A 24,078-nucleotide genomic window follows, 5' to 3' on the forward strand; every position below is an offset into this window, starting at 1 on the left:
TCAAGCCGTCCACAAAGCGCTGCGTGACTGCGCGTTACCCACGTGCTTTCCGACTCGCAAACCCAGCGTTTGGCGCTATAAGTCGGGTATGTCCGACCATCCCGAATCTTCAGAGACCGGCGATCCCTTTGCCACCGAACGCGATGAGAACACCGAAGATATGTTCGGTGGTCCGTTGGTGCCTACGCCTGTGAAAAAGGACGCGGCTTATACGGTACTGGCGCGCAAATACCGCCCACGCACCTTTGAGGACCTGATCGGGCAAGAGGCGATGGTGCGCACCCTGTCCAACGCCTTCGCCACGGGGCGTATCGCCCATGCCTTCATGCTGACCGGCGTGCGAGGGGTGGGTAAGACAACGACGGCCCGCCTGCTGGCGCGCGCGCTCAATTACGAATCCGACACGATGAAGGGGCCCAGCGTCGATCTTTCGACCTTTGGCTACCACTGTCAGGCCATTATCGAAGGCCGGCATATTGACGTATTGGAGCTGGACGCTGCGTCGCGCACAGGTGTCGATTCGATGCGCGAACTGTTGGAAAGCGTGCGCTATGCGCCGGTCGAAGCGCGTTACAAGGTCTATGTGATCGACGAAGTGCACATGCTTTCGACCGGGGCCTTTAATGCGCTTTTGAAGACGCTGGAAGAACCGCCGCCCCATGCCAAGTTCATCTTCGCCACCACCGAAATCCGTAAGGTGCCGGTGACCATTCTTTCGCGCTGTCAGCGCTTTGACCTGCGCCGTGTTGAGCCGGAAACCCTGACGCCGCATCTTGAAAAAATCTGCCGCCTTGAAGGGGCGCAGATCGAGCCGGACGCTTTGGCCCTGATCGCCCGCGCCGCCGAAGGCTCGGTGCGTGACTCCTTGTCGCTGCTCGATCAGGCGCTGGTGCAGGCCGAAGAAGGGCAGAGCGTGTCCGCCGAGGTCGTGCGCGACATGCTGGGGCTGGCTGACCGGTCGGCCACGCTCAGCCTGTTTGAAAATATCATTTCCGGCCAGATGCCGGAGGCGCTGCTGGCCTTTCGCACCTTGTACGGCTTTGGGGCGGACCCGTCGCAGATAATGGGCGACCTACTCGAATACTGCCACGCGGCGTCTGTGGCCAAGGTGCTGGGGAGCGAGGCAACGCGCCTGCCCAAGGAACCGGCACAGCGGGTTGCGGCGCTGGGGGCACAATTATCAGCGGGCACCTTGTCGCGTCTGTGGACCCTGATGCTAAAGGCGTTTGAGGAAATCCGCCGCGCCCCCGATCCTGCGGCGGCGACCGAAATGGCGTTGGTACGCTTCTGCTATGCGTCGGACCTGCCGGGGCCGGAGACCTTGCTCAAGCGCCTGCAAAACGGCGAAAACCTGCTGGATGGTGGGCCATCTGGCGGAGGTATAGGCGGTGGTTCCGGCGGCGGCATCAGCGCGCAAGGCGCGGTTATGCGTCCGCAGGCCTACGCCAATGCTCAGCCCCAGATCCAGCTCAATACGTTTGACGACGTGCTGGCCTTGATCGCCGAAAAGCGCGATATCGGCCTGCGCGTCGATGTCGAGCGCTACGTCAAGCTGATCTCGTTCCGGCAAGGGGCTATCACGTTTGAACCCGCCCCGCACACGCCAATTGATCTGGTGCGCAAGCTGTCGGCGCGGCTGAAGGAATGGACGGGGCAGCGCTGGCTCATCGCGACCGAAGGCGGAGGCGGAGCCGAAACCTATCGTGAGCGCGAAATCCGCGAAAAAGCGGAAGCCTTGCAAAGGCTGCGCAATGACCCATTTATTTCCGGTCTGATGACGGCGTTTCCTGGCGTGGAAATCCTCAGCTTCCGACCCAAGCCGAAGCCGGTGGCCGCCACCACGCCCGACATGCCGATGACCGAGAACCGCGACGAATTCAGCGAGAAGGACGACGACTGATGGACTTGAACGCCCTGATGAAGCAGGCCCAGGCCGTGCAGCAAAAGTTCACCGAAGCGCAGGAAAAGATGAATCAGGTGGTTGTCACCGGTCAGGCCGGGGCCGGTCTGGTCTCCGTCGATCTGCGAGGGGTGGGCGTGCTGACGCGTCTCCACATCGACCCCAGCCTGATCAATCCGGACGAGGTTGAGGTACTGGCCGATCTGATCGTTGCCGCCCACGCCGATGCGCGCAAAAAGCTTGATGAAGAATCTGCGCGGCTGATGAAGGAAGCGGCGGGGCCATTCGGCAACATGCCGATGCCGAAGCTTTTCTAACAAACCACACTGAGGCTTTGGTATCAGTTCGCATTGTGAGGGGTAGGGTGTCTATGGCCTCTGGTGCCGGACCTGAAATTGAACGTCTGATGGCGCTGTTGTCCAAGCTCCCGGGTCTTGGGCCCCGCTCTGCGCGTCGGGCTGCGCTCGCTCTGCTCAAAAAGCGCGAGCAGTTGCTGATCCCGTTGACCGCGGCCATGCAGGATGCTGCTGAGCGCGTCACCTCGTGCCACATTTGTGGCGCGCTTTCGACCCGTGACCCGTGCGCTACCTGCGCCGACCCGACCCGCGACGCCGCCATGATCTGCGTGGTCGAAGAAGACTCCGCCCTGTGGGCTATGGAACGCGTCGGGGCCTTTTCCGGCCGTTATCACGTGCTGGGCGGCCTTCTGTCGGCACTGGACGGGGTGCGGCCCGAAGACCTGCGCCTGTCGGGCTTGATGCAACGCGTCAGTTCGGGCGGTGTCGAAGAACTGGTCATGGCCCTCCCGGCCACGGTCGAAGGCCAGACCACGGCGCACTATATCGCCGACCGGGTCAAGCCGTTGGCCCCAGAGGTGACCATCACCCATTTGGCGCGGGGCGTGCCGGTCGGCGGCGAACTCGACTGGCTCGATGACGGGACCATTGCCCACGCATTTAAGAGTAGACGGTAAACTTATTCGTGCTAAGTTGGCCTTGCTCATATGAGGGGAGGCTATAAATGATCAGAAGTTTCAGACACTTGATCGCTGTAGGGCTGGTGTCCGTGTCGCTGACGGCGTGCGCAGGGGCGCCACAGTCGCAGACTGTCGCCCTAGATGACCTTCCGATGTTTGGCGCCATGCCGAAAGACATTGATCAGCGGCTACAAAACGCCTCGGCTCACCCCTTGGGCCATAAAGAGAACCCGGTTCGGGTCTATATGCCCGAGGGTGAATACGCCTATCTTCAACGCCTGCGTTGCCAGAATGGAAACATGCCTGCTTTCGAGCGCATAGGTAACTTCGGGATCGGCCCTTTCGGCCACATCATCGACGGCTACGACGTCAAGTGTCCAGGGTCTGAACCGGCACAAAGTACGATCTTTATGGACATGTACTTTCCAGAGTACATTGAAACCAAAGCTCCCCCCGGATTTACTCTGGCCGCTGACTAGCGGCCTTCTCCCGGTGGCGCATGACCAGAAACACGGCAAACACCCCGGCAAGCTTGCTCAGCACCGAGGTCGCCACCGACCAGATGTTGAAAATCCCCGGAATGGTTGTCGAGGCGATAGCGTAAAACACCGCTGAGTCGATCGGCGCACTGACGGCGGTTGAAATCACCACCCGCTCGGACAGGGGGCGCTTGATAAAGGTGAATATGGCCCAGTCGATCAGTTCCGATACAGCGAAGGCCGCACTTGAAGCGATCACCACCGCCGGGTCAGAGGTGAGCAGCGACAGGCCCAGACCAATGATCAGGGTCAGCAATATCCAGTGACCGATCTCACGCTGGGCAAAGTCGCGCACCACCAGCACCAAGCCCGTCACCACCGACATCGGGGTCCACGAGCCATTGTCGGGTAGGGGGATTTGCGGCACGGCGGCAAAGCACCAGTTGATAAACGGGATTAGCGCCAGATAGAGATACGTCCACGGCGTGCGTCCCGTGACTGCCTTGCGTACAAATGCGCCGAATACCATCTGCCCCTCCCAAACGTGCTTGATACGTCCGCTTCCGCCCTGCGGATGACCGCGAGAAAGTGTTTGGCTCAGGCGGAATCGTGTCAGGAAAAAGCTTGTCAGCTTTTATTCCGTATGGCAAGAACATTTCATGAACTTTGAATCCGTCGCCCTTATTGCCTCTGTCTTCGCCTCTCTGGTTCTGGGGGGCGGCTATTATCTGGCTTTTCAGGAGACACGCCGCTTGCGCGAGCGGAACGAAAGCCTGAGCGATCAGTTGCGCGACGCCACGGCCGAGGTATCGCAACTGAAAGAACGCACGCGCAATCTCGAAGACGCGCGCTCCGCGATGAGCGAGCATTTCCGCGCTGCGTCTCAGCAGGCGCTGAGCCAATCGACCGAGGTGCTGCTGAAACGCGCCGAGGAGAATTTTGCGGCGCGTGAAAAGCTGGCGCTGGAACGCATGGGCCATACGTTGAAACCCGTCGCTGAGACGCTGGGCCGCTTTGAGGCGCAGGTGAAAGAGATGGAAGAATCGCGCGCCAAGGACACCGGGGGCCTCAAAGAGCAGATTACCCACCTGATGCAGGCGTCGGTGGCGACACGCGAGGTGACGCAGAAGCTGGCCAATGCCTTGCGCCGCGGTGCCGGGGTGCAGGGCCGCTGGGGCGAAGAGACGCTACGCAATGTGTTGGAAAGCGCCGGCCTGTCCAAACATTTCGATTTTGTCGAGCAGCAGAACCTCGACACCGATATGGGGCGTCGTCGCCCGGACGTGACAGTGAAGCTGCCCGGCGGGGTCTTCGTCATTGATGCCAAGGCCAATCTAACCGCTTATCTGGAAGCCATTGAGGCGACGGACGAGGCCATCCGCGAAGAGGCGCTTCAGCGTCATGCGCGCGCCTTGCAACAGCACGTGCGCGACCTGTCGGCTAAGGCCTACTGGGATCAGTTTCGTGAACAGTCGCCGGACTTTGTGGCCATGTTCGTGCCGGGCGACGGCATACTGTCGATGGCTCTGGAGCGAATGCCGCACCTGATGACCGAGGCGATGGACCGTAAGGTGATCATCGTCACTCCGACTACCCTGTTTGCACTGTGTAAGGCCGTGGCCTATGGCTGGCGCGCCGAGGAGCAGATCCACAATGCCCATGAGGTTGCGGCAGTCGGCCGTGAACTGTACAGCCGCCTATCTGTGATGGGTGGGCACGTGGCGGCGCTCGGCAAGAACCTCGGCAGCGCAGTTGATAAGTACAATGCGTTTGTCGGCTCGCTGGAATCGCAGGTGCTGACCCAGGCGCGCCGCTTTGAAGACCTCAAGGTCAATCACGAGGGCAAGGAGATCGTCGAGGCCGCGCCGCTGGATGTGCAGACGCGGCCCCTTAGCAAGTTGACCGTAGTGTCGGGCGATTAGAGCGCATTTCGTTCAGGTTGAATCAAAGTTACGCGCTAAATTTCTAGTTTAACGCGCTTTCTGAAAAGTGCGTCACGCTTTTCAGAAAGCGCTCTAAGCGAACGTTCCGTGGAAACCCAGCGGGGTCGCGTGCGCCGATCGCCATGAGCCCACTGGTCCTTCGCTCAGCTTTTTGGCATCGAACACGTGCAGTTCGGTGGCCTTGGCTTTCAGATTGAGCACCGTGCCGACCATCCAGCCGTCCATTTCCTGGCCTGTGCCGCCGTGGCTGACAGGGCGCGGGACGAACAGGGCCTCCTCGACAATGGCGTCCGGGCCGAAATTGTGTGTTTGCGCCTTGCCGGCCTTCCAGTCGAAGGCCGACAGAGCATGCGCCCCCAGACGGCCCTCAATGTATCCACCGACGTGCACGACGTGGTCGCGGCGCAGCCCCTGAAACCGGTGATCGGTCTGCGGAAACTCCGACGAGACGCCTGTCGCTTGCATTTCGGCGCGACCGTCCGGGCGCAACGTGATCAATGCCAGGTGCGCCTCCTCATCATCGCCCGCGTTATAAATCCCTTTCACCAGATCACGCGCCCCGCTCAGGCCGAATTTCGGCGAACTGGCCAGACAGACATCGAAGCGGATGGTGCCATCGGTGTCTTCCCAGGCGTCGCCCGTATGGAAGTAGGTGGCGGCGGGCAGCTCATACAGGCGCCGCTTCGACAGGTCGGCCTTTTCGATGACCAGAATGCGAATCGGCTGATCGGGATGCCACACCAGCGTATCGACGAAAGGCGGCGTGCGCCGTTCGGCGATCAGAGGCTGCATGGGCAGGATCAAATGGCGTTCGCTGACCACCCAGTCGTGGGCATAACCGGCGGCGGGAAGCTGGATCAGCTCGCCGCGTTCCATCTCGCCCGCTGGGCTAAGCTGCCAGATCCACGCCTTGTCGCCCATGAACCCCGCGCTCCAGATGCGGCCCGACGGTTCGACCTTGGGGTGGGCCAGAAAGGCCAGCCCTTTCAGGTCGTCGCGGAAGGTTTTCGGGCCTTTGGTCAGCAGGGTCTGGGCATCGAGGCGGTAGGGGGAGCCGCCTTCCCACAGGGCCCACAGTTCGTCGCCGACGCGCAGGACCGAGGTATTGGCGGCGTTGACATCGTCATTGCTGGTCACCGGGGCATCGGCGCGGCCCTTCGTGCCAAAACCCGGCATCACAATGGCCTGTTTTTGCTGTTCGACGCGGCGTTTGACCGTATCGACGAAGCGACCCGTGTGGCGCACGCCGTCGGAGCTGAGGTCGTATTTCTGGATCATGCCGTCGCCGTCAAACCAGTGGCCGGTGACGTCGTCGCCATAGCGGAACCACGCCGGACCGTTGCGATAGAGCGTGCCGCTCAGGCCGGCCGGCATCTTTCCGCTCAGGCGGGTGAGGGTGGAGGGAGCATAACCTTCGGCGGGGGCGTTGGCGACGGCCAGACGCCAGTCTTCCGAAAAATTGGCGCTGGCTGCCGCGGCGGCCCAGGAGGTTGGCGCGGCGGCCATCAGGCCTGCGCCGCCCAGCGCGGTCAGGAAGGAACGGCGGGACAGTTCGGTCATCGCAAACCCTCCTTAAAACGCGATGTCTTGCGTGGTGTCGCCTTTGACCTCAAAGACGGCGTCGGCCCACGTCGCCGGACCCATGCGGCCCTTGGCATTGTTGGAGAAGGCGAAGGGTTCGACCGGCATTCCGAAGGGGTTGGTATCCATCTTGCCATTGCCATTGACGTCGTGGAACATTTTCAGGCCGTACTGACCCGGTTCGACGTCAAAGGTGGCTGTGGCCGTGTCAGCGCTGACGGTGACCTGCTGAGCGGCGGCGGGCTTGCCGCCCTTATAGGCCTCTTCACCCTTATAGAGAGCCACCATCAGTGTACCCTTGGGCGTAAGTTTGGAAAAATGCACCGTCAGGGTTTCGGCGTTGACCGGCTGGGCGACAAGGCCCACCAGGGCGGCGATAAGAGCGGGTTTGAACATGGAAGCCTCCATTGGTTGCGTTGCGATGAACCCGGTGTAGGACGGCCCGGCCGTGGTGGGGCAAAAGATGCGCGAAAGGGCCCTCTGCCTACGTCAACGGACCGTCGGTCACTGGCGCTTCGTGAATGGCATTGGCCAAATGACTGAATTATAAGCAATCGTCAGCGGCGAAGCGCGAATGCCTTGACCCGCGCGGGGCGGGTACTTATTTTAGCGGCATGGCCATTAGAGACATCATTACCGTACCCCATCCGCTGCTCAAGCAGGTGTCCAAACCCGTTGAAGGGGGCGTGACCGACGAGTTGCGCGCTCTGATGGATGACATGCTGGAGACCATGTACGACGCGCCCGGCATCGGGCTGGCGGCAATCCAGATCGGTGAGCCGATACGCGTCATCGTTATGGATCTTCAGGAGCGCCCGGACGACCTGCCCGAAGACGCCCCGGCACCGAAGCAACCACGTTACTTCGTCAATCCGGAAATCATCTGGGCCTCGGAGGAGCTGTCCACCTATGACGAAGGTTGTCTGTCGGTGCCCGAAGTCTATGACGAGGTGAAGCGCCCGGCGCGCGTGCGCCTCAAATATCTGAACTATCAGGGTGAAGAGGTGATCGAAGAGTGCGACGGCCTCTACGCCACCTGCATCCAGCATGAGATGGACCACCTGAACGGCGTGCTGTTTATCGACCACCTGTCGAAGCTGAAACGCGACCGGGCGGTGACGAAGGTCAAGAAGCTCAAAAAAGTCGCCTGATAATCCGGGTTGCCGGCCTGCAAAACATCATCTATCTGCCAGACGCCGCTCACGTAATTAAGTTCGTGAACGGCGTTTCTCGACAGCTAATATTTTTCGGCTCAGCCCTCCGAATTATCACAATACGTCTCTGAGCCGGGCGGAGTCATCCCATGCGTTTGGCCTTTATGGGCACCCCCGATTTTGCCGTGAAGGCCCTTGCCGAACTGGTTGCCGCCGGTCATGAGGTCGTCTGCGTCTATTCGCAGCCGCCCGCGCCCAAGGGACGGGGGCAGGTGCTAACCCCGTCGCCGGTGCATGCCTTTGCCGACAGCCTCGGCCTGCTGGTCCGCACGCCGAAGTCAATGAAGTCGCCGGACGCCATTGCAGAGTTTCAGGCGCTCGACATCGACGCGGCCATCGTCGTCGCCTATGGCCAGATTTTGAAGCGCGAGGTGCTTGAGCACCCCCTGCTCGGTTGTTTCAACCTCCATGCGTCGCTACTGCCGCGCTGGCGCGGGGCGGCCCCTATCCAGCGGGCGATCATGGCCGGTGACACGCACACCGGCGTGCAGGTCATGCGCATGTCCGAAGGGCTGGACGAAGGCCCCGTCATCCTGTCCGGCCGCGTCGAAATCGGGGCGCAGGACACCGCCCAGACCCTGCACGACAAGCTGGCTGGGCTGGGCGCCTCGTTGCTACCCGTCGCGTTAGCCGCCATCGAGCGCAGCCAGCCGGAGGGCGAGCCGCAGGTCGGCGAAGTCACCTACGCCAAAAAGATCACCTCCGAAGAGGCGCGCATCGACTGGAGCCGTTCGGCGCGCGAACTGGACTGGCACATCCGCGGCCTGTCGCCGTTTCCGGGTGCGTGGACGACACTGACGACACCCAAGGGCGAGCAGCGGCTCAAGGTGCTGATGTCGCGCGTTGATGAGGCGGTGACTGACGCCGGGCCGGGCACGCTGATCGGGCCGGGCTTGCGCCTTGCCACCGGCGACGGTGTGATCGAATTGCTGCGTGTACAGCGCGAAGGTAAGGCGGCGCAGGAGGCCGCCGAATTCCTCAACGGCGTGGGCTTGAGCGTCGGGGATCGTCTGGGATGAGGCGCAACACCTACACGTTCCCGGTGTGCCGGGGAGGGGGGCCGCACGAAGTGCTCAGCGCGGGGTGCGCTGGTGGTGGCCTGCCGTATGCTCCCCACCGTCTCGATACCTGATGGTATCGATCCACCTCGCCCAGCAAGCTGGGGGAGTTTGAAAGGTTCCGATTTCTGATGCCCCGCTATTCCTGCCTCGTTGAGTATGATGGCCGCCCGTACAAGGGGTTTCAGGCTCAGGACAACCTGCCGACCGTGCAGGGGTCGCTGGAGCGCGCCATTCTGGGTTTTTCGGGCGAAACGCTGCGCATTACGGCGGCTGGGCGTACCGATACGGGCGTCCATGCGTCGGGGCAGGTGATCACCTTCGACCTGCCGAAGACCTACCGGCCCGATGTGGTGCGCGACGCCATGAACGCCTATCTGATCCCCGAACCGATTGCGGTGCGCGAAGCGGCCATCGTCGATGACGACTTTTCGGCGCGCTTTTCGGCGACGGGGCGCATGTATCTTTATCGCATCCTCAACCGCCGCGCCCCGCCGGCGCTTGAGCAGGGACGGGTGTGGCACGTTAAGAAACCGCTGGACGCCGAGGTGATGGCTGACGCCGCTCAGCACCTGATTGGCCGGCATGATTTCACCACATTCCGTGACACGGAATGTCAGGCGGCGTCACCGATCAAGACGCTTGATATTGCGAGAGTGAAGCGGGTGGGGGAGGAGATTCACCTCGTCTTTGCCTCACGCTCCTTCCTGCATCGCCAGGTGCGTTCGATGACTGGCACGCTCGTCGAGGCCGGGATCGGCCGCTGGACGGCGGCCGATGTTAAGGCGGCGCTTGAGGCGCGCGACCGCCGCGCCTGCGGGCAGGTGGCCCCGCCAGAGGGCCTGTGCCTGACACACGTCACCTTTGAGCCGGAACCGGACTTCGAAAGCCGCAGTTCGATATAACCCTCCTGCCTATGCGCAGCATGGGGAGATGCCGAGCAACCGAAGCGCTTCGAAGCGTGGGGGTTAAGCGAACACCTTGAAATATTTGCTGATCAGCGCCGTATAGGCTTCGGTCAGGGCATAGAGGTCCTGCACCGGGGTCGCTTCATTGACCTGGTGCATGGTCTGGCCCACCAGACCGAATTCCACCACCGGGCACAGGGCGCGGATAAAGCGCGCGTCCGACGTGCCGCCTGTGGTTGACGGATCGGCTTCGACCTTCAGCACGTCGAGGATGGCGTTCTGAATGACATCGACAAACGGCCCGGCCTCGGTGAGGAAGGCCTCGCCCGAAATGGCGGCCTTCACCTCGATCACCGCACCGCTACGTTCAGCATGTCGGGCGCAAACCTCTTCGATCCACGCCTGCAAGGACGCGCCCGAATGGGTCGGGTTAAAGCGGATATTGATGCGTCCGCTGGCCGTTTGCGGGATCAGGTTGGTGGTCTTGTTCGCCACATCAAAGGTGGTGATTTCGAGATTGGACGGCAGGAAGCGTTCATAGCCCTCATCCAGCACGCGCCCGTCCAGTTCAGCCATGACGGCCACCAGCACCGGGATCGGATTGAGCGCGCGCTGCGGGTAGGCGACGTGGCCCTGCTTGCCCGTCACCGTGATCGTGGCATTGATCGAGCCGCGGCGGCCGACCTTGATCATGTCCCCCAGCACCGCCGAAGAGGTGGGTTCGCCGACGATGCAATGGTCGATGACCTCGCCCGTTTGCCTCAGGTGTTCGACGACTTTTTTGGTGCCGTCCAGCGCTTCGCCTTCCTCGTCGCCGGTGATCAGGAAGGACAGCGACCCCGGCACGTTGTCAAAGCGCGACACGGCCGCAATCCACGCCGCAATGCCGCCCTTCATATCGACGGCTCCGCGCCCGGTCAGCACGCCGTTTTCGATCGTTGCCGCAAACGGGTCCGAGCGCCAGCCATCAAGCGCGCCTTCGGGCACCACGTCCGTATGACCGGCAAAGCACAGGTTGGGCGAGGCCGTCCCGCGCCTCGCATAGAGGTTTTCAATCTCGCGGAACTTCAGCCGTTCACAGGCAAAACCGAGCGATTCCAGCGTCTGCTGCACCCGGTCCATCGCTCCGGCGTCCACCGGAGTCACAGACGGATGGTTGATCAGGGCCTTGGTCAATTCGACCGGATCGAGCGTGTTTTCGGGTATATTCGTCATGCCGCGTGGTGTAAGACGACTTTGCCGCGAACGAAAGTGAAAAACGGTCGCGGGCATATTTACCGGATATTGCCGTGACCCCTCCCGTTTCGCCTGAAATCGTTTCCGAGCCGCCTTTGCCGCCGGAATCGCAAAACCCGTTCCGCATACCCGCATATCGCAACTTCTGGATTGCTCGCCTGTGTTCGGTGCTGGGCTTTTCGTCGCAAAGCGCGGTCATAGCTTGGCAGATCTATGAGACGGCGCGCAAGGATTCAGGGATAGGCGAAGCGGCGCTTTATATCGGTTTGATGGGTCTGACGCAGTTCATCGCCATGTTCGCCTTCACGCTACCGGCGGGCATCGTGGCCGACCGCTATGACCGCAAAAAGATCATGGGCTACACGATCGCGGCGCAGGCGGTGATTGCCCTGGGCTATATGGGGCTGTCGGCACTGGATCATCCGCCGATTGCTGGGCTGATTGCCTTATCCTTCTTTCTGGGGGCGTCGCGTGCCTTTATCGCACCGGCCTCATCGGCCATCGGCCCGATGCTGGTGCCCAAGGCAATTTTGCCGCGCGCCATCGCCTCCAACGCCCTTGCGTTTCAAATCGGCGGTATCTCCGGGGCCGCGGTCAGCGGCCTGCTGCTCAGCGTTTCGGCTATGTTCGCTTACGGCTTTTCGGCGGCGCTGTTTGTCATCGGGGGCGTGCTGATCGCCACGTTGAAGGCCGATACGCACCCCGTCAATGCGCCGACCGGCTCCAAGATGGAGATGGTGCGTGAAGGCCTCATCTACATCTGGACGAACAAGATCGTCTTTGGCGCCCTGTCGCTCGATTTGGCGGCGGTGCTGCTGGGTGGGGCGACGGCGCTGCTGCCTATCTTCGCGCGTGATATCTTACACGCAGGAGAGATCGGCTACGGCGCGCTCAGGGCCGCCCCAGCGGTCGGGGCCATGATGACGGCCCTGTGGCTGGCGCGACGACCATTGAAGTACAAGGCAGGTAAATGGATGTACGGCGGCGTGGCGGTGTTTGGCCTGATGACCATTATCTTTGGCCTTTCGACCAACATCTTCGTGTCGGTGGCAGCGCTGGCCGTACTGGGCGCGGCCGATATGGTCAGTGTCTTTGTTCGCGGCACGCTGGTGCAGATCGTCACGCCCGATCCGATGCGCGGGCGGGTGGCCTCGGTGTCTTACCTGTTTATCGGGGCGTCAAATGAGTTGGGTGAGTTTGAAAGCGGCGTGGCGACTCGGCTTCTGGGGCCCATTGGAGCGGCCCTGTTCGGTGGCATCGGTGCGATACTGGTGACCGGTGCATGGATCAAACTGTTTCCAAGTCTTTATCGCGTGGATAAGCTAGAGTAGCTAAAAGCCTTTAAACAGACAATCTGCAGTGACGGCTTGGCTTGGCAATATGCCCATATAGCCGACGCTCGGCTTCGGGCAACTCATCCCGTCTGAAGCTTTTTCGAAGCGGAAAAGGCTCGGCAGAGCCGAGCTTTTCTTATTTGCTACTGGCTGCCGCGGCTGGTGGACAGGGCCGGGCGCAGTGGGATGTTCTTGCGTTCCGTCTTTGCGACCAGCTTGTTGGCCGCGCCGGAGTCTTCGTACTTGTACGGCGTCGTCTTCATAGCCAGCGCCTGAGACGGCAAATTGTCCTGAGTGCGCTTGAGGTCGGCCATAGCGATCATGGTGTCCAGCTCGTGCTTACGCGCCTTGAAGGCCACGAGGTCCTGACCGGCGAGGATGGTGCCCTGCGGCACCTTGGCGTCCTTCGGATTGATCGGGCGGCTCTTGTACCACACTTCAAAGTGTAGGTGCGGACCGGTCGAATTGCCGGTCGACCCGACATAGCCGATCAGTTCGCCCTGCTTGACGCGCTGACCGGGGCGGACCTTGATCTGCGACATGTGGGCATAGCCGGTGGCCCAGTCATTATTGTGCGACACGCGCACCCAGCGGCCATAGCCGCCCCACCATTTGGCATCGGCCACGACGCCGTCACCAGCAGCATAGATAGGGGTGCCTGTGCCGGCGGCAAAGTCGATGCCGGTGTGCATCTTCATAAAGCCCTGGATCGGGTGGCGTCGCATACCGAAGCCGGACGAGGTGCGGGCCGCCGCGACCGGTGTCGCCAGCAGGAAGCCTTTGATATTCTTGCCTGTATCGTCAAAGAATTGCGATTCTTTATCGCCCTGACGTTTATAGGAATAGAAGCGCGTGATGTGGCCCTTCGCGCTGATTTCGGCATAGAGCAGATTGCCGGATTCAACCACGCGACCGCTTTCGGTGACCTTGCGATCGAACACCAACTTAAACGTATCACCCGGCTGGATGTCGCGTTCAAAGTCGATCTTGTGCGCGAACAGCTTGAGCACCTGACCGGTGACGTTCGGCGTGGCGCCCAGCGCGGTGGCCGAGGTGATCAGCGAGCCGTCGATGGTGCCAATGGCGACGCGGCGTTCATCGCGCACCGACTCTTCGAGCGCGCGCAGGCGCATCGAACCGTCGTGGCTTGTGGTCAGGGTCAGTTGCTTGGCCGGGCCGGTGCGCACGGTCAGACCCAGAAGTTGCGCCGGAGAACGACCGTTTTCGGGGCGCGCGATGGCGGCCTGAAGGCTTAAGCCCTTGCCTACGTTGACCACGTCAAAGGCTTGAGACAAAAGGGATACAGCGGCATTGGCCTCGGTCGAGGAGACGCCCGAACGGGTCAGAGCTTGTGTGAGGGTTTCGCCGGCGCGCACCATTATCTGCACGTTGACGGGCTGAGTGAAGCCTGGACGCGCTGCGGCTTCGGCCAGAGCGCGGGTTTCAAGCGCCAGGGTCGCACTGGGGTCAAGGGTCGGCAATTCGCTCGGCAGCGGCTGATAAACGCGCCAGACCAGAGTGGCCACCGTCAAGGCGGTCGCGGAGACCAGCACCATCGGGGTCAGGCGCACAGGTTGGCGGCGAGGGTCGAGTTGAGCCATTACGATCCAAAAACGGTATACGAGGTTTACACAACGCGGGCTCTACTCAAAACGGAACCGTCCTCTCCGCCGCCCAGTTAGCCTGTATCTCCCTGTTTCAGGGAATGTGCGACCCGACAATATGCCGTAGACGCGAATTTGAAAGTGTTAACGCCCCTGCATACGCCGAAATAGGGCAAAAATGAGGCGGTCGCCGCCTCGCATATCGCCGTTTTCCATACGAAGGGGCGCAAAAGGGTTTGTCCCAATTAGGAGACGAAGGTTAATATCCGGCTTAAACCGGCCCTTTCAGGGCGCATATATGGGTTTTTTACGACACGGGACGCCATGAGACGGAGTGAGGCCGCAAGTCCATCACTTTGCGTAACGCACAATCAAAAAAGCGCACCGGCCGGCCGATAAAGGGGGCGTAATGTTCCGGATACGGTAAGAAAAAGAATCGGTTATGCGCCGTTTTTTTAAGAGTTCCGTGCCATAATACTGCCCTGAACCTTTCGTCCAACCGTTGATCCCGTGAGAGCTTGATCTGTTGCGCACCCTTATTCTGACCGATGCGCCTGAGGATGGAGGTGAGCTGTTGTTTCCTGTGCGGCTGCCGCCCCAGTCGAGTTTTACCCGTGCGGTCAGTAACGGAGGCGACACCCCTGCGCCACGCCCGAAAGGCGGCGGTGGGGGCGGCCAAAGGGGCGGTGGCGCCTCTGGCGGGCCGGGTGGCTCAGGCAAGCGTAAGCGCTATCTGAAGGCGGGCGGCTGGCTGCTGCTGACCCTTTGGGGCGCGGCGGCGGCGGGCGTGATTGCCTACGCGGCGCGCAAGGACATTGCCCGCGAGGTGGCGCAGGGCTGGCTGCGTTCGAACGATATTCCCTCAGAACTGCGCATTGACACCCTGAGTTTCGATCATGTGTCTGGCCGCATCGTGCTAGGCGAGGCCGGGCGGCCCGACCTGAAGATCGAACGCTTCGACATTGATTATGAGCTGAACCTGTGGCAGCTGGGGCAGCCGCTGACGCGCCTCAAACGCATTCATCTGGTCAAGCCGGAGTTGAGCTTTTCCTACGATAAAAAAGGGCTGGGTTTCGGACGTCTGGACCGTTTGCTGAAAGGCGGCGGCGGGGGCGGTGGTCCCTTGCCGGAAGAAATTCTGGTCGAAGACGCGCGCATTCGTGTGCGGACCGACTATGGCACGGTGGCTGCGACCGGCGGGCTCAGCCTGAAAGACGGTCGCCTGCGGGCGCTGGACGCCACCCTGATCCCCGGCGCGCTCAACGGCTCCCAATTGCAGGGGCAGCTTTCCGACGGGCATATCCGCATTCAGGCCGAACCGGACGCCGATGCGGGTGAGGCCCTGCGCATCGACGCCAACCTGTCTGCGGCGGAGCTGTTGTTCCTGGCGGCGCGCGCCCCTGATGCCGAACTGGGTGATCCCCTACCGCGCCTGAGCAGAGTGCACGCTGACCTTAATCTGCGGCTGCCCTATCGCCGACTGTCGGAGGCCGCCTCACGCAAATCGCCTCTGTCGGCTTTTGACGGCGTGGTCAGCGGTATGTTGGCTGTGCGCGCAGAGGCCATCGAAGGCGCGTCGTCAGTTCAGGGGCTCGACAGCACCATCGGTCTCAATGGCCGGGTTGATTTTGAAAATACGCGCGTGGCCTATTCGGGTGTTTCGCAGGTGATGGCGACGCTGGATGGCTTTACGAGCGGCACGATGCAAGGCCGCGCCGTACGGGTGTCGGCTCAGGATATGAAGCTGCATAGTGACCTAGCGCTCGATGCGGCCTCGGCACTGACGCTCGATGGCCCCATAAGCGTGAAGGCCGGGGCTTTTACGCAGGACGTCCTTTCGCTGAATAAGGCGGCGCTCGACCTCTCCGGATTTTCGCTTGCGCACGGCTCCGAAGGCACCGACCTCAGCTTCGAAGGCCGCGCCGTGGCCGCCCGCGCTGTGCAGGGGGATCTGAGCCTTTCCGGAGTGACCGTGCGGCTGGATGGCACGGGCCGCCTGAACCCGGATGCTTACGAAATCGCCCTGACCACCGATGTAAACGGCCGTCAGGGCAGCTATCGCGGTATGGGCGCGCTGGCCGCAGACCGCGCCAAGGCTTTGGCGGATGAACGTGTGGCCTTTGACGCCGCCAATGCCCGCCTGCCGGATGGCATACCGCCGGTGCCAGCCCCGCCGCCGGGCCCGGACCTGATGGTGCCGCTGCTGCGCGCCGCTGACCGTTTCAGTCTATCGGCCGAGACTGTGCGTGTGTCGCTGAGCGGGCAGGGCAACCGCCATCGCTTCGCCGTGCGTCCTAGCAAGCCGGTGCTGATCCGCCCGTTGGATGGCGGTGAGATTCGCCTCACGACAGAAGGCCAATCTTCCCTGATCGCCAGTGATGCGCGCAGCGTCTTTACAGTAGCGACCAGCGGAGAGACCCTGCCCGTGCTCAAGGCGCGGGTGTCGGACCTGGGTTTCGGAGCGCAGGGCGCGCTGGAGGGTCGCCTGAGCCTTGAGGCCGGTTTCAACTTCGCGCCGGTCTATGGAGCGCAGGCCAGGGCCAATGGCCGCTTTGTCTATAGCGTCGCGGGTCTGTTGCAGGTGCGTCTTGATGATTGCGTGCCCTTTACCGCTGACCGCGCCGATATTGGCGGTCGCCTGACTGCGGTGACCACGCGCCTGTGCCCGACGACGGCACCGATCCTGACCCTGAGCAACGGGCAGTGGCGCAGCGAAGGCCGTTTCGACAGCCTGACCGCTGCCGCGCCCGACTATCAGGTGACGCTGGCGAGCGGTGAGGGGGCCTTTACGGCCAGCAGTTTTGCGGACGCCGAGGGGCTGGGCTTTACGGTGGCGCTGAAAACCCTGAAGGCCACCGATGCCATGGACGCGCCGCGCTTCCATCCGGTCCTGATCGCCGGCGATATGGCGCAGGGCCGCAAGACGCTGGACGGCAAGCTCACCGTGACCTCAGCCGATGCAGCCGTCCAGACGCGCGCTGGCGGATCGCTGGCCGAAATCAGCCTGACGTCCGATGTGGCCAGCGGCCGGGGCCGCGCCGATGTTATGGCGACGAACCTGACCTTTGCGCCACAAAAGCTGCAACCGCTCGACCTGACGCCCATGGTAGCGGGTGTCGTGCAGCGCGACACGACGGGGCGCGTCGATTTTAAAGGGTTTGTCGCCTGGTCACCGGACGGTTCGACCTCAGGCGGCGTGCTGGGGCTGAATGAGATGGGCTTTACCGGCCCGGCAGGTCTGGTCGAGGGGCTAAACGGACGGATTGAGTTTACCTCTCTGGCTCCGCTGCAATCGGCACCGGGTCAGACCCTGACGATCCGCACCGTGACCAGCGTCGTGCCGCTGAAAGATGTGCGGGCGGTGGTGCAGTTTGCCGGGGATTGCCTGAAGCTCGAAAGCGCGCGCGTTACCAGCGACGGCGGTGATTTTGCCCTGGCCCCGATGGACGTGCCGTTCGATACGACCAAACCGATCAAGGGTGAGTTGAGCTTTGACAAGGTCGATTTCGGCAAGGTGGTGGCCTCAAGTCCGTTCGCCAAGGACGCTGAATTTACCGGCTTCGTGTCGGGCAAACTGCCGTTTGAACTGAGCGGCGGCAAGCTTAGTGTGCGCAAGGGCTATCTGCTGGGCGAAGGGCCGGGCCGCGTCTCGATCCGCCGCAATGCGGTGACAGCCGTGGCGGCTGAGGGCGGGACGGTCAGCAATGCCGATAAGGCCGCTGTCGCGGTGGCACCAACTCCCGACCCTGCCCCCAACATCGTCGAAGGCCTTGCCTATCAGGCCATGGAGCATCTGGCCTATGAAGAATTGTCAGCAGCGGTAAATACCGATGACAAGGGGCAACTGAACTTCAACTTCCGCATCGTTGGGCGCTATGATCCGCCGCAGCGCCGGGAAGCCAAAATCGGCCTGATCGACTATCTGCGTGGCACCTGGACACAAAAGCCCATCGACCTGCCCTCCGACACCAAGGTCAATCTCAACCTCGATGTCAGCTCCAATCTCGATCAGTTCCTTAAAGACTATGTCGAGGTGCAAAAACGCGGTGGTTTCGACTGGTCGAAGATCAAATAGACATAGTTGCGCGCCATAGCGGGCCGAGAATGTCTCTGTCATTCAGGCCCGGTTCAGCTTATAGCTGATATCCAGAATTCATGATCTCTTGCTTTGGAGCCCTTCATGTTGAAATCCCCTGTCGCCCGCGCGGGCATAGCCGCACTGTGTCTGGCGGGCGTAGCGCTCACGGCGGCCTGCACGCCAACGGTTCGCCTTCAGGTCGATCCCATCACCATTTACGCCAAGCTCGACGCCAATGTGCGTATCTCGCTGGATGAAGATGTGAAGGCCCTCGTCAAACAAAATCCGGACCTGTTCTGAGGAATTTGGCTATGAAAAAGACCCTGTTTTCGATCCTCAGCGCCGTCGTCGTGTCGTCGGCCGTGCTGACCGCGGGTGCTGCCCTTAACGCCCCGGCCTATGCCCAGTCTGCCGCCAAGGCGACCGTCGATGCCGCTAAGGCCGCCGGTACGGTGGGTGAACAATCCGACGGCTATCTGGGCCTCGTTAAAGACTCAGCCGACGCCGCCACCAAGGCCGCTGTCGATGAGATTAATGCCGGCCGCGCCCGCGTCTATGCCGAAGCCGCTGCCAAAAACGGCGTCTCTCCGGCCGCCGCCGGGGCTTCGGCCTACACGAACGTGATCTTCCCGAAGGTCAAAGCTGGGGAATATTACAAGGACGATTCCGGCAACTGGAAGCGCAAGTAAGCCTTCTGATTTCACAGCTTCTTAAAGGCCTTGTGGCAATGTTTGCCGCAGGGCCTTCTTCGTGCGTGAGTGGCATATGACGTGCAGGGCTTCGTCAAAATTCGCCTGACTGGTTTATTTCAGGACGCCCCGCACAGGAACCTGCCCCATGACGACACCCATTCGCGCTGCCGTTTCCCAGGCCTCAGCCGATAACATCCAGCCTCTGACTTCGCTGCGTTTCTTTGCTGCGGTATGGGTGATCCTCTATAGCTACTGGTCGGCGCTCGAAGGGGCCATCCCCATCGGTATCATCGAAAAGGGCTATCTGGGGGTCGATCTGTTTTTCATCCTTTCGGGCTTCATTCTAAGCCATGTCTACATGACGTCGCTGGGGGAAGGGCGGTTCCGCTACGGGTCGTTCATCGTCAATCGGCTGGCGCGGGTTTATCCCCTACATCTGGCGACGCTGTGCTTTGCTATCCTGCTGTGGGGTGCCGCGACGCTGAAGGGCATAAGCGTGGACAAAAATCTGGTCAACTGGCCGTCCCTACCGGCGCATCTGTTCCTCGTTCAGGCCTGGGGTCTTGCACCCGAAGCGTCATTCAACCACCCTTCCTGGTCGATTTCGGCAGAATGGTTCGCCTATCTCCTGTTCCCAGTCTTTGGCACGGTGGCGTGGTCGATGCGCGCCCGTCCGTGGCTGGCCGTCGGCCTGTCGGTCACCTTCCTCGTCAGCCTGTACATGATTTTCGAGGCCTTTATGGGCTTTAAGCTGACCTCGGCCACCGTCTTCTGGGGGGCGCTGCGTATCGTGCCGACCTTCATGCTGGGGTGCGCGCTCTATTTGGTGTGGCGCTCGGGCAAGCTGGCGCCGCAGGTGGCACTGATGGGGGCGGCGGCCTCCAGCCTGATCGTCATTGCCGCAGCCTCATGGCTGAAGATCGACGCCCTGATCGTGCCGATGCTGGGCCTGATGCTGTTGTGCGTGTCGCGCTTTGGTAATGGCGGCGTGATGGGCAACCGAGTGCTGGTCTATCTCGGCGAAGTGTCGTTTGCCATGTACATGGTCTATGTGCCGTGGAAGTGGGTCTATCTGAATGTGATGGGGATAGTGCTGGGCACCGGGGATGCGCCCCTGCCGCTGCTGTGGTGGGTAGTGGGCCTGATCGCGATTGTTCCGGTGGCTATGCTTGGCCATCACATTGTTGAACTGCCGATGCGCAATGTCGTGCGCCATTTGGGTGACCGCCTGCGCTATCGACTCGCTTACCGTCTTGCGCGCTGATCCGTAAGCGGACGAAGGACTTAAAAACGAGCGTCTTTTCCCCCGTGCGGCGAAAAGACGCTCGTTTTTTTTCGCCCGCGCCCTGAATTTATAGTTAACTGATGTTTAACAACTTTTTTGCAACATCCTCAGGCGTCGCCTGTCGAGATGTGGGAAATTTACCACGAGCGGTAAAATAAAGGCTTTGTAAATGCCGCTGAGTTATGTATCAAACCTCTACAAGTAAATGTTGCGGGCGTTTTAGCTGATCTTTTTCACCCGCAGCCACCCCCTGTAAGACCCCTAAGAGGACAGCCGCGAAGGCCCCTCGATCAGGCCCCAAATGGAGTGCTCGTGTGCTGAAAAGACTAAGCGTATTGGCCCTGTCGGCGACTCTGGCGTTTGGCGCCGTGGGCGCGCAGGCTGCTGAGAAGAATTCCCCTTACTGGCAATGCGTCACCTTCGCCCGTTCGATCACGGGTATGAATATTTTCGGTGACGCCTGGACGTGGTGGGAAGGCGCTTCGGGCAAATACGATAAGGGTCAGGCACCGAAAGCGGGCGCGGTTCTGGTGTTTCGTCCGCAGGGGAAAATGCGACTGGGCCACGTGGCTGTCGTCTCTCAGGTCATTACCGATCGCGTCATTCAGATCACCCACGCCAACTGGTCGCCGATCGGTGGCCGTCGCGGTCAGGTCGAAAAAGACGTCACCGTCGTTGATGTCTCGGATAAGGGCGACTGGAGCAAGGTGAAGGTGTGGTACGGCCCGATCGCGGATGTGGGTACCACGGTTTACCCAACCTATGGGTTCATCTATCAGGCGGCCCAGAAGGGTCAGGAGATGGGGGAAAACCTCGTCACTCAGGTCCTCGACAAGCCTACCGTCAAGAAGCCTTCCGCGTTCGATAAGGTGGCGCAAAAGACCTCCTCGAAGACCAGCAATAAGACCCTCGTTAATGCCCTGACCTCCGATGTTGAAGCTCCGCGCAGTCAGGCGCTGGCCTCCGCAACGGCGGACGATGCGCTACCTCCCAAGCCCGCCGACGTGAAGGCGGACGCTAAGATCACGGACAAGGCGAAGGCGAGCAAGACAAAGGCTTCCACCGAAAAGGCCGTCGCTGATAAAGACGCCGACAAGGCCCCGGTAGCGAAATCAAAGGTCAAGACGGACAAGAGCGACAAGGCGACCAAGGTCGCCGACAACGCCAAGGGTGACAAGAGCGCCAAGGCAGCCCCTAAGTCCAGCAAGAAGGCCGTCGCCGATGCGGATGACAAGGCCGCAAAGACCGCCAAGACGGGCAAGGATGACAAATCGGGGACCCAGAAAGTCGCCGACGCCGACGCCAAAAAATCCGCTAAGAAGACCGAAAAGACTAAGGCCTGAGACGGGTTCTTTTATGTCTGATGCTTTCAACGCCGCTGGTCCCCGCCAGCGGCGTTTGACTTGTCAGGGACACACAAAGCGGCCTATGCAAGGTTGATCTTCGAGAGGTCTCATGCTGAACATCTATAGCCGTGACGCGGCCCCGGACGGGGCCTTTACCGTGGTGCCGCCCGAAGGGGCTGGGGACGAGGCCGGCTGGTGTGAGATTACGCCGGACGGGGTTTGGATCGACCTCTACAATCCCGACCGTGAGGAAGAACGCTATGTCGAAGGCGTGGTCGGTCTGAACCTACCGACTCGCGAAGACATGCAGGAGATCGAGTTTTCGTCTCGCCTCTATCTCGAAGACGGTGCGGCCTTCATGACGGCGCAGGTGGCCTTCTACGGCGGCTTCGACCACCTGCAATCGGGGCCGGTGACCTTCGTCCTGCACCGCCAGCACCTGATCACCATTCGCTATATCGACCCCAAATCCTTCAGCATCTTTGCCGAACGCCTGGTGCGTCATCCGGAAAACTGCCATCAGGCGCACGAAGCGCTGGCCAATTTGCTGGAGGTGCTAATCGACCGCACGGCCGACCTTCTGGAAAAGGCCTCCGCCACAGTGGATGAGATTTCCGGGCGTATCTTCGCGCCCAAGCGCGGACGGAATTTGGAGCGGGTTCTGCGCGAGCTGGGCCGCTGTCAGTCGGACACGGCGCGCATCCGCGACAGCCTCGTCTCCTTTGGCCGGCTGCTGCTGTTTGCGCGGGCGTTGGACCGCGAATTGGTCGGCGCGGAGGAGGCGGGCTTCAACGCCTTCCATGACAAGCTGCGCACGCTGGAAAAGGACGTAGCCTCTCTGAACGACCATTCCGCCTTTGTGTCGAGCAATATCGCCTATCTGCACGACGCGGCGCTGGGGGTGATCAATCTGGAGCAGAACACGACCATCAAGATCGTTTCGGTGGCCTCGGTGGCCTTTCTGCCGCCTACCCTGATCGCCTCGCTTTATGGGATGAACTTCGAATTCATGCCTGAACTGCACGTGCCGTGGGCGTACCCGCTCGTGGTGCTGGCCATGATCGCCTCAGCGGTCGGGCCACTGGTGTGGTTCCGTGTGAAAGGGTGGCTCTGAGAGCGGCCTATCTTTCCGCCAGCGTGTAGTTGCAGCCCTGATCGCGAACATGGGACATTTCGGCCTCCAGTAGCCGTGCCCGCGTCAGGTCGGTGTGGCGAAGGCTGGCGTGGGTCAGTATGGCGCGTGTCAGATCGGCACGCAGGGTGCGGTCACCCCCCAGCGACAGGGGCGAGAGATTGGCCCGGTCCAGCCGGGAGCGAGTGAGACGGGCCCCGATAAGGCGTGCTCCCCTGAGGTCCGCTCCGGACAGATCAGCCATGCGCAGGTCTGCGCCGGAGAGGTTGACCCCTTGTAGCTGCGCTCCCGACAGGTCCATGCCGTACAGGATGGCGCCGGCCATATTGGCCGCGGTCAGCTTGCGGCCGATCAGGGTGGTGGCGCTGCGAAAATCAAGCCCGCTGAAATCCTGCGTCGCCCCTTCCTGCCCCCCGCTACGGCACCAGGCCTCATAGGCGTCGAGTAGGTCATCGAGCGGTTCATCGTCAATGAAGACGCTAATCGGCTCGCCCAAAATATCCGACATGTCCGTGTCCTTGGTGGTCATGCCCTGAGTCTGGGTCCCGACCATCACCGCCCCTTTTAATGAGGCTCCGGACAGGTCGGCGGACGACAGGTCTGCCGCCGACAGGTTGGCCCCCTCCAGCGACGCATTGCGTAGCTTAGCATGGCTTAACACCGCGCCTTCGAGTTGGGCATCGCGGAAATCGGCGGACACGGCCCCGGCCCCGGTCAGCCGCGCTCCCGACAGGTCCGCCCCGGAGAGGATGGCGTAGTCCAGTTCGCCGGCGCGCTTTTCGTGCTTCATCAGGCGCAGGCCGTGTTTTTCGTCCTTGAACGCGATCTGGCCTTCGCGAAGGTCGCAGCGCGTCAGGCTGGCCCCTGTGAGATTGGCCCCGCGCAGACAGGCCCCGCGCATATCGGCGCGGTCGAGGACGGCGAAGCGCATATCGGCTTCGCGCAGATCACAGCCGTACAGATTGGCGCGACTGAGGTTCACATCACGTAGCGCCGCGCCGCGCAGACAGGCCCCGGTCAGGACGGCATCAGACAGGTCCATCCCTTCAAGATTAACCCCGCTCAGGTCGATATAGGCGAGATTAGCCAGCTGCCCACCCGGCTTCATCGTCTTGTATTTGTGGTGCAGCTCGATGATCGTGCGCAGGGAACGCGGATCAATAGGCTGTAAGGTGGCGGCTGACTGCGTAATAGGCAAGGGAGCGTCCGAACAGGGCGAGGAGAGGGAGCATGCGTATCCCTCTGACCCTGGGGCCAAATGGTGAAAACTTGCTCTACGTCGGGTCGATACGCAAAAAAAATCTACATTCGC

Annotated in this window: 21 protein-coding genes; 15 read left to right on the forward strand and 6 right to left on the reverse strand. The window is 61.5% G+C overall.

Annotated features, from left to right (window positions below; all coding sequences use genetic code 11):
* The first annotated feature begins 88 nt into the window (after positions 1–88).
* Genes ASTEX_RS04365 through ASTEX_RS19205 form a run of 4 tightly spaced genes read left to right on the forward strand, consistent with a single transcriptional unit; the run spans position 89 to position 3,355 of the window.
* Entirely contained in the window at positions 89–1,900 is a 1,812-nt protein-coding gene (locus ASTEX_RS04365) for a DNA polymerase III subunit gamma/tau (protein WP_013478399.1), read from the forward strand.
* On the forward strand, positions 1,897–2,217 hold the full coding sequence (locus tag ASTEX_RS04370) for a YbaB/EbfC family nucleoid-associated protein (protein ID WP_041658516.1): 321 nt from the start codon (positions 1,897–1,899) through the stop codon (positions 2,215–2,217). Before ASTEX_RS04365 ends, ASTEX_RS04370 begins: the two co-directional genes overlap by 4 nt.
* A gap of 53 nt (positions 2,218–2,270) precedes the next feature.
* Positions 2,271–2,873 (forward strand): recombination mediator RecR, encoded by a 603-nt coding sequence (recR, locus tag ASTEX_RS04375; RefSeq protein ID WP_013478401.1) that lies wholly within the window; start codon positions 2,271–2,273, stop codon positions 2,871–2,873.
* 47 nt (positions 2,874–2,920) lie between these two features.
* Positions 2,921–3,355 (forward strand): hypothetical protein, encoded by a 435-nt coding sequence (locus ASTEX_RS19205; protein WP_013478402.1) that lies wholly within the window; start codon positions 2,921–2,923, stop codon positions 3,353–3,355.
* Here the strand turns inward: ASTEX_RS19205 and ASTEX_RS04385 are convergent.
* Positions 3,336–3,884 (reverse strand): VUT family protein, encoded by a 549-nt coding sequence (locus ASTEX_RS04385; protein ID WP_013478403.1) that lies wholly within the window; start codon positions 3,882–3,884, stop codon positions 3,336–3,338. The two genes, ASTEX_RS19205 and ASTEX_RS04385, sit on opposite strands and share 20 nt — an antisense overlap.
* A gap of 130 nt (positions 3,885–4,014) precedes the next feature.
* Here ASTEX_RS04385 and ASTEX_RS04390 point away from each other — a divergent pair, with 130 nt between their 5' ends.
* Positions 4,015–5,277, forward strand: coding sequence for a DNA recombination protein RmuC (locus ASTEX_RS04390; RefSeq protein ID WP_013478404.1), 1,263 nt, complete (start codon positions 4,015–4,017; stop codon positions 5,275–5,277).
* A 93-nt stretch (positions 5,278–5,370) separates the two neighbouring features.
* Here the strand turns inward: ASTEX_RS04390 and ASTEX_RS04395 are convergent, their stop codons facing one another.
* Both ASTEX_RS04395 and ASTEX_RS04400 read right to left on the reverse strand, forming a co-directional pair.
* Positions 5,371–6,858, reverse strand: coding sequence for a carotenoid oxygenase family protein (locus tag ASTEX_RS04395; RefSeq protein WP_013478405.1), 1,488 nt, complete (start codon positions 6,856–6,858; stop codon positions 5,371–5,373).
* Positions 6,859–6,870: 12 nt separating this feature from the next.
* On the reverse strand, positions 6,871–7,275 hold the full coding sequence (locus ASTEX_RS04400; RefSeq protein ID WP_013478406.1) for a DUF2141 domain-containing protein: 405 nt from the start codon (positions 7,273–7,275) through the stop codon (positions 6,871–6,873).
* A gap of 218 nt (positions 7,276–7,493) precedes the next feature.
* On the opposite strand from ASTEX_RS04400, the gene def reads away from it, so the two are divergent.
* The 3 genes from def to truA all read left to right on the forward strand — a co-directional run bounded on the left by def (position 7,494) and on the right by truA (position 10,056).
* Complete coding sequence (gene def / locus ASTEX_RS04405) at positions 7,494–8,030, forward strand: peptide deformylase (RefSeq protein WP_013478407.1); 537 nt, start codon at positions 7,494–7,496, stop codon at positions 8,028–8,030.
* Positions 8,031–8,182: 152 nt separating this feature from the next.
* Complete coding sequence (fmt, locus tag ASTEX_RS04410; RefSeq protein ID WP_013478408.1) at positions 8,183–9,112, forward strand: methionyl-tRNA formyltransferase; 930 nt, start codon at positions 8,183–8,185, stop codon at positions 9,110–9,112.
* A gap of 170 nt (positions 9,113–9,282) precedes the next feature.
* Positions 9,283–10,056 carry a tRNA pseudouridine(38-40) synthase TruA gene (truA, locus tag ASTEX_RS04415; RefSeq protein ID WP_013478409.1) on the forward strand — a complete coding sequence of 258 codons (774 nt, stop codon included), beginning with the start codon at positions 9,283–9,285 and terminating at the stop codon, positions 10,054–10,056.
* A 63-nt stretch (positions 10,057–10,119) separates the two neighbouring features.
* Here truA and dapE read toward each other — a convergent pair whose 3' ends face one another.
* Positions 10,120–11,274 carry a succinyl-diaminopimelate desuccinylase gene (gene dapE / locus ASTEX_RS04420; protein WP_013478410.1) on the reverse strand — a complete coding sequence of 385 codons (1,155 nt, stop codon included), beginning with the start codon at positions 11,272–11,274 and terminating at the stop codon, positions 10,120–10,122.
* A gap of 74 nt (positions 11,275–11,348) precedes the next feature.
* Here dapE and ASTEX_RS04425 point away from each other — a divergent pair, with 74 nt between their 5' ends.
* Positions 11,349–12,626: an MFS transporter gene (locus ASTEX_RS04425; RefSeq protein ID WP_013478411.1), complete on the forward strand. Its 1,278-nt coding sequence runs from the start codon at positions 11,349–11,351 to the stop codon at positions 12,624–12,626.
* Positions 12,627–12,772: 146 nt separating this feature from the next.
* Here ASTEX_RS04425 and ASTEX_RS04430 read toward each other — a convergent pair whose 3' ends face one another.
* Positions 12,773–14,230, reverse strand: a complete 1,458-nt coding sequence (locus ASTEX_RS04430; protein WP_013478412.1) for a M23 family metallopeptidase — start codon at positions 14,228–14,230, stop codon at positions 12,773–12,775.
* Between the two features lie 529 nt (positions 14,231–14,759).
* Here ASTEX_RS04430 and ASTEX_RS04435 point away from each other — a divergent pair.
* The 6 genes from ASTEX_RS04435 (at position 14,760) to ASTEX_RS04460 (ending at position 22,748) form a co-directional block, all read left to right on the forward strand.
* A complete protein-coding gene (locus ASTEX_RS04435; RefSeq protein WP_013478413.1) occupies positions 14,760–18,308 on the forward strand; it encodes an intermembrane phospholipid transport protein YdbH family protein in 3,549 nt (1,182 codons plus the stop codon).
* Positions 18,309–18,413: 105 nt separating this feature from the next.
* Positions 18,414–18,611 (forward strand): YnbE family lipoprotein, encoded by a 198-nt coding sequence (locus ASTEX_RS04440; RefSeq protein WP_013478414.1) that lies wholly within the window; start codon positions 18,414–18,416, stop codon positions 18,609–18,611.
* Positions 18,612–18,622: 11 nt separating this feature from the next.
* The gene (locus ASTEX_RS04445) at positions 18,623–19,000 is read left to right on the forward strand and encodes a YdbL family probable chaperone protein (RefSeq protein ID WP_013478415.1); all 378 of its coding nucleotides are present in this window, start codon (positions 18,623–18,625) and stop codon (positions 18,998–19,000) included.
* Positions 19,001–19,148: 148 nt separating this feature from the next.
* On the forward strand, positions 19,149–20,267 hold the full coding sequence (locus tag ASTEX_RS04450) for an acyltransferase family protein (protein WP_013478416.1): 1,119 nt from the start codon (positions 19,149–19,151) through the stop codon (positions 20,265–20,267).
* A 335-nt stretch (positions 20,268–20,602) separates the two neighbouring features.
* Positions 20,603–21,631, forward strand: a complete 1,029-nt coding sequence (locus tag ASTEX_RS20985) for a CHAP domain-containing protein (RefSeq protein ID WP_013478417.1) — start codon at positions 20,603–20,605, stop codon at positions 21,629–21,631.
* Between the two features lie 112 nt (positions 21,632–21,743).
* Complete coding sequence (locus tag ASTEX_RS04460) at positions 21,744–22,748, forward strand: magnesium transporter CorA family protein (protein ID WP_013478418.1); 1,005 nt, start codon at positions 21,744–21,746, stop codon at positions 22,746–22,748.
* A gap of 7 nt (positions 22,749–22,755) precedes the next feature.
* Here the strand turns inward: ASTEX_RS04460 and ASTEX_RS04465 are convergent, their stop codons facing one another.
* On the reverse strand, positions 22,756–23,964 hold the full coding sequence (locus tag ASTEX_RS04465; RefSeq protein ID WP_013478419.1) for a pentapeptide repeat-containing protein: 1,209 nt from the start codon (positions 23,962–23,964) through the stop codon (positions 22,756–22,758).
* Positions 23,965–24,078: the final 114 nt, after the last annotated feature.

This window comes from Asticcacaulis excentricus CB 48, from assembly GCF_000175215.2.
GTDB classification, from domain to species: Bacteria; Pseudomonadota; Alphaproteobacteria; order Caulobacterales; family Caulobacteraceae; genus Asticcacaulis; species Asticcacaulis excentricus.

Excerpts from the sequence above, each read along its gene's own strand:
- ASTEX_RS04365 (WP_013478399.1), top strand. The coding sequence starts at position 89 with ATGTCCGACCATCCCGAATCTTCAGAGACCGGCGATCCCTTTGCCACC.
- recR (WP_013478401.1), top strand. The coding sequence starts at position 2,271 with ATGGCCTCTGGTGCCGGACCTGAAATTGAACGTCTGATGGCGCTGTTG.
- ASTEX_RS19205 (WP_013478402.1), top strand. The coding sequence starts at position 2,921 with ATGATCAGAAGTTTCAGACACTTGATCGCTGTAGGGCTGGTGTCCGTG.
- ASTEX_RS04385 (WP_013478403.1), bottom strand. The coding sequence starts at position 3,884 with ATGGTATTCGGCGCATTTGTACGCAAGGCAGTCACGGGACGCACGCCG.
- ASTEX_RS04390 (WP_013478404.1), top strand. The coding sequence starts at position 4,015 with ATGAACTTTGAATCCGTCGCCCTTATTGCCTCTGTCTTCGCCTCTCTG.
- ASTEX_RS04395 (WP_013478405.1), bottom strand. The coding sequence starts at position 6,858 with ATGACCGAACTGTCCCGCCGTTCCTTCCTGACCGCGCTGGGCGGCGCA.
- ASTEX_RS04400 (WP_013478406.1), bottom strand. The coding sequence starts at position 7,275 with ATGTTCAAACCCGCTCTTATCGCCGCCCTGGTGGGCCTTGTCGCCCAG.
- def (WP_013478407.1), top strand. The coding sequence starts at position 7,494 with ATGGCCATTAGAGACATCATTACCGTACCCCATCCGCTGCTCAAGCAG.
- fmt (WP_013478408.1), top strand. The coding sequence starts at position 8,183 with ATGCGTTTGGCCTTTATGGGCACCCCCGATTTTGCCGTGAAGGCCCTT.
- truA (WP_013478409.1), top strand. The coding sequence starts at position 9,283 with ATGCCCCGCTATTCCTGCCTCGTTGAGTATGATGGCCGCCCGTACAAG.
- dapE (WP_013478410.1), bottom strand. The coding sequence starts at position 11,274 with ATGACGAATATACCCGAAAACACGCTCGATCCGGTCGAATTGACCAAG.
- ASTEX_RS04430 (WP_013478412.1), bottom strand. The coding sequence starts at position 14,230 with ATGGCTCAACTCGACCCTCGCCGCCAACCTGTGCGCCTGACCCCGATG.
- ASTEX_RS04440 (WP_013478414.1), top strand. The coding sequence starts at position 18,414 with ATGTTGAAATCCCCTGTCGCCCGCGCGGGCATAGCCGCACTGTGTCTG.
- ASTEX_RS04445 (WP_013478415.1), top strand. The coding sequence starts at position 18,623 with ATGAAAAAGACCCTGTTTTCGATCCTCAGCGCCGTCGTCGTGTCGTCG.
- ASTEX_RS04450 (WP_013478416.1), top strand. The coding sequence starts at position 19,149 with ATGACGACACCCATTCGCGCTGCCGTTTCCCAGGCCTCAGCCGATAAC.
- ASTEX_RS04460 (WP_013478418.1), top strand. The coding sequence starts at position 21,744 with ATGCTGAACATCTATAGCCGTGACGCGGCCCCGGACGGGGCCTTTACC.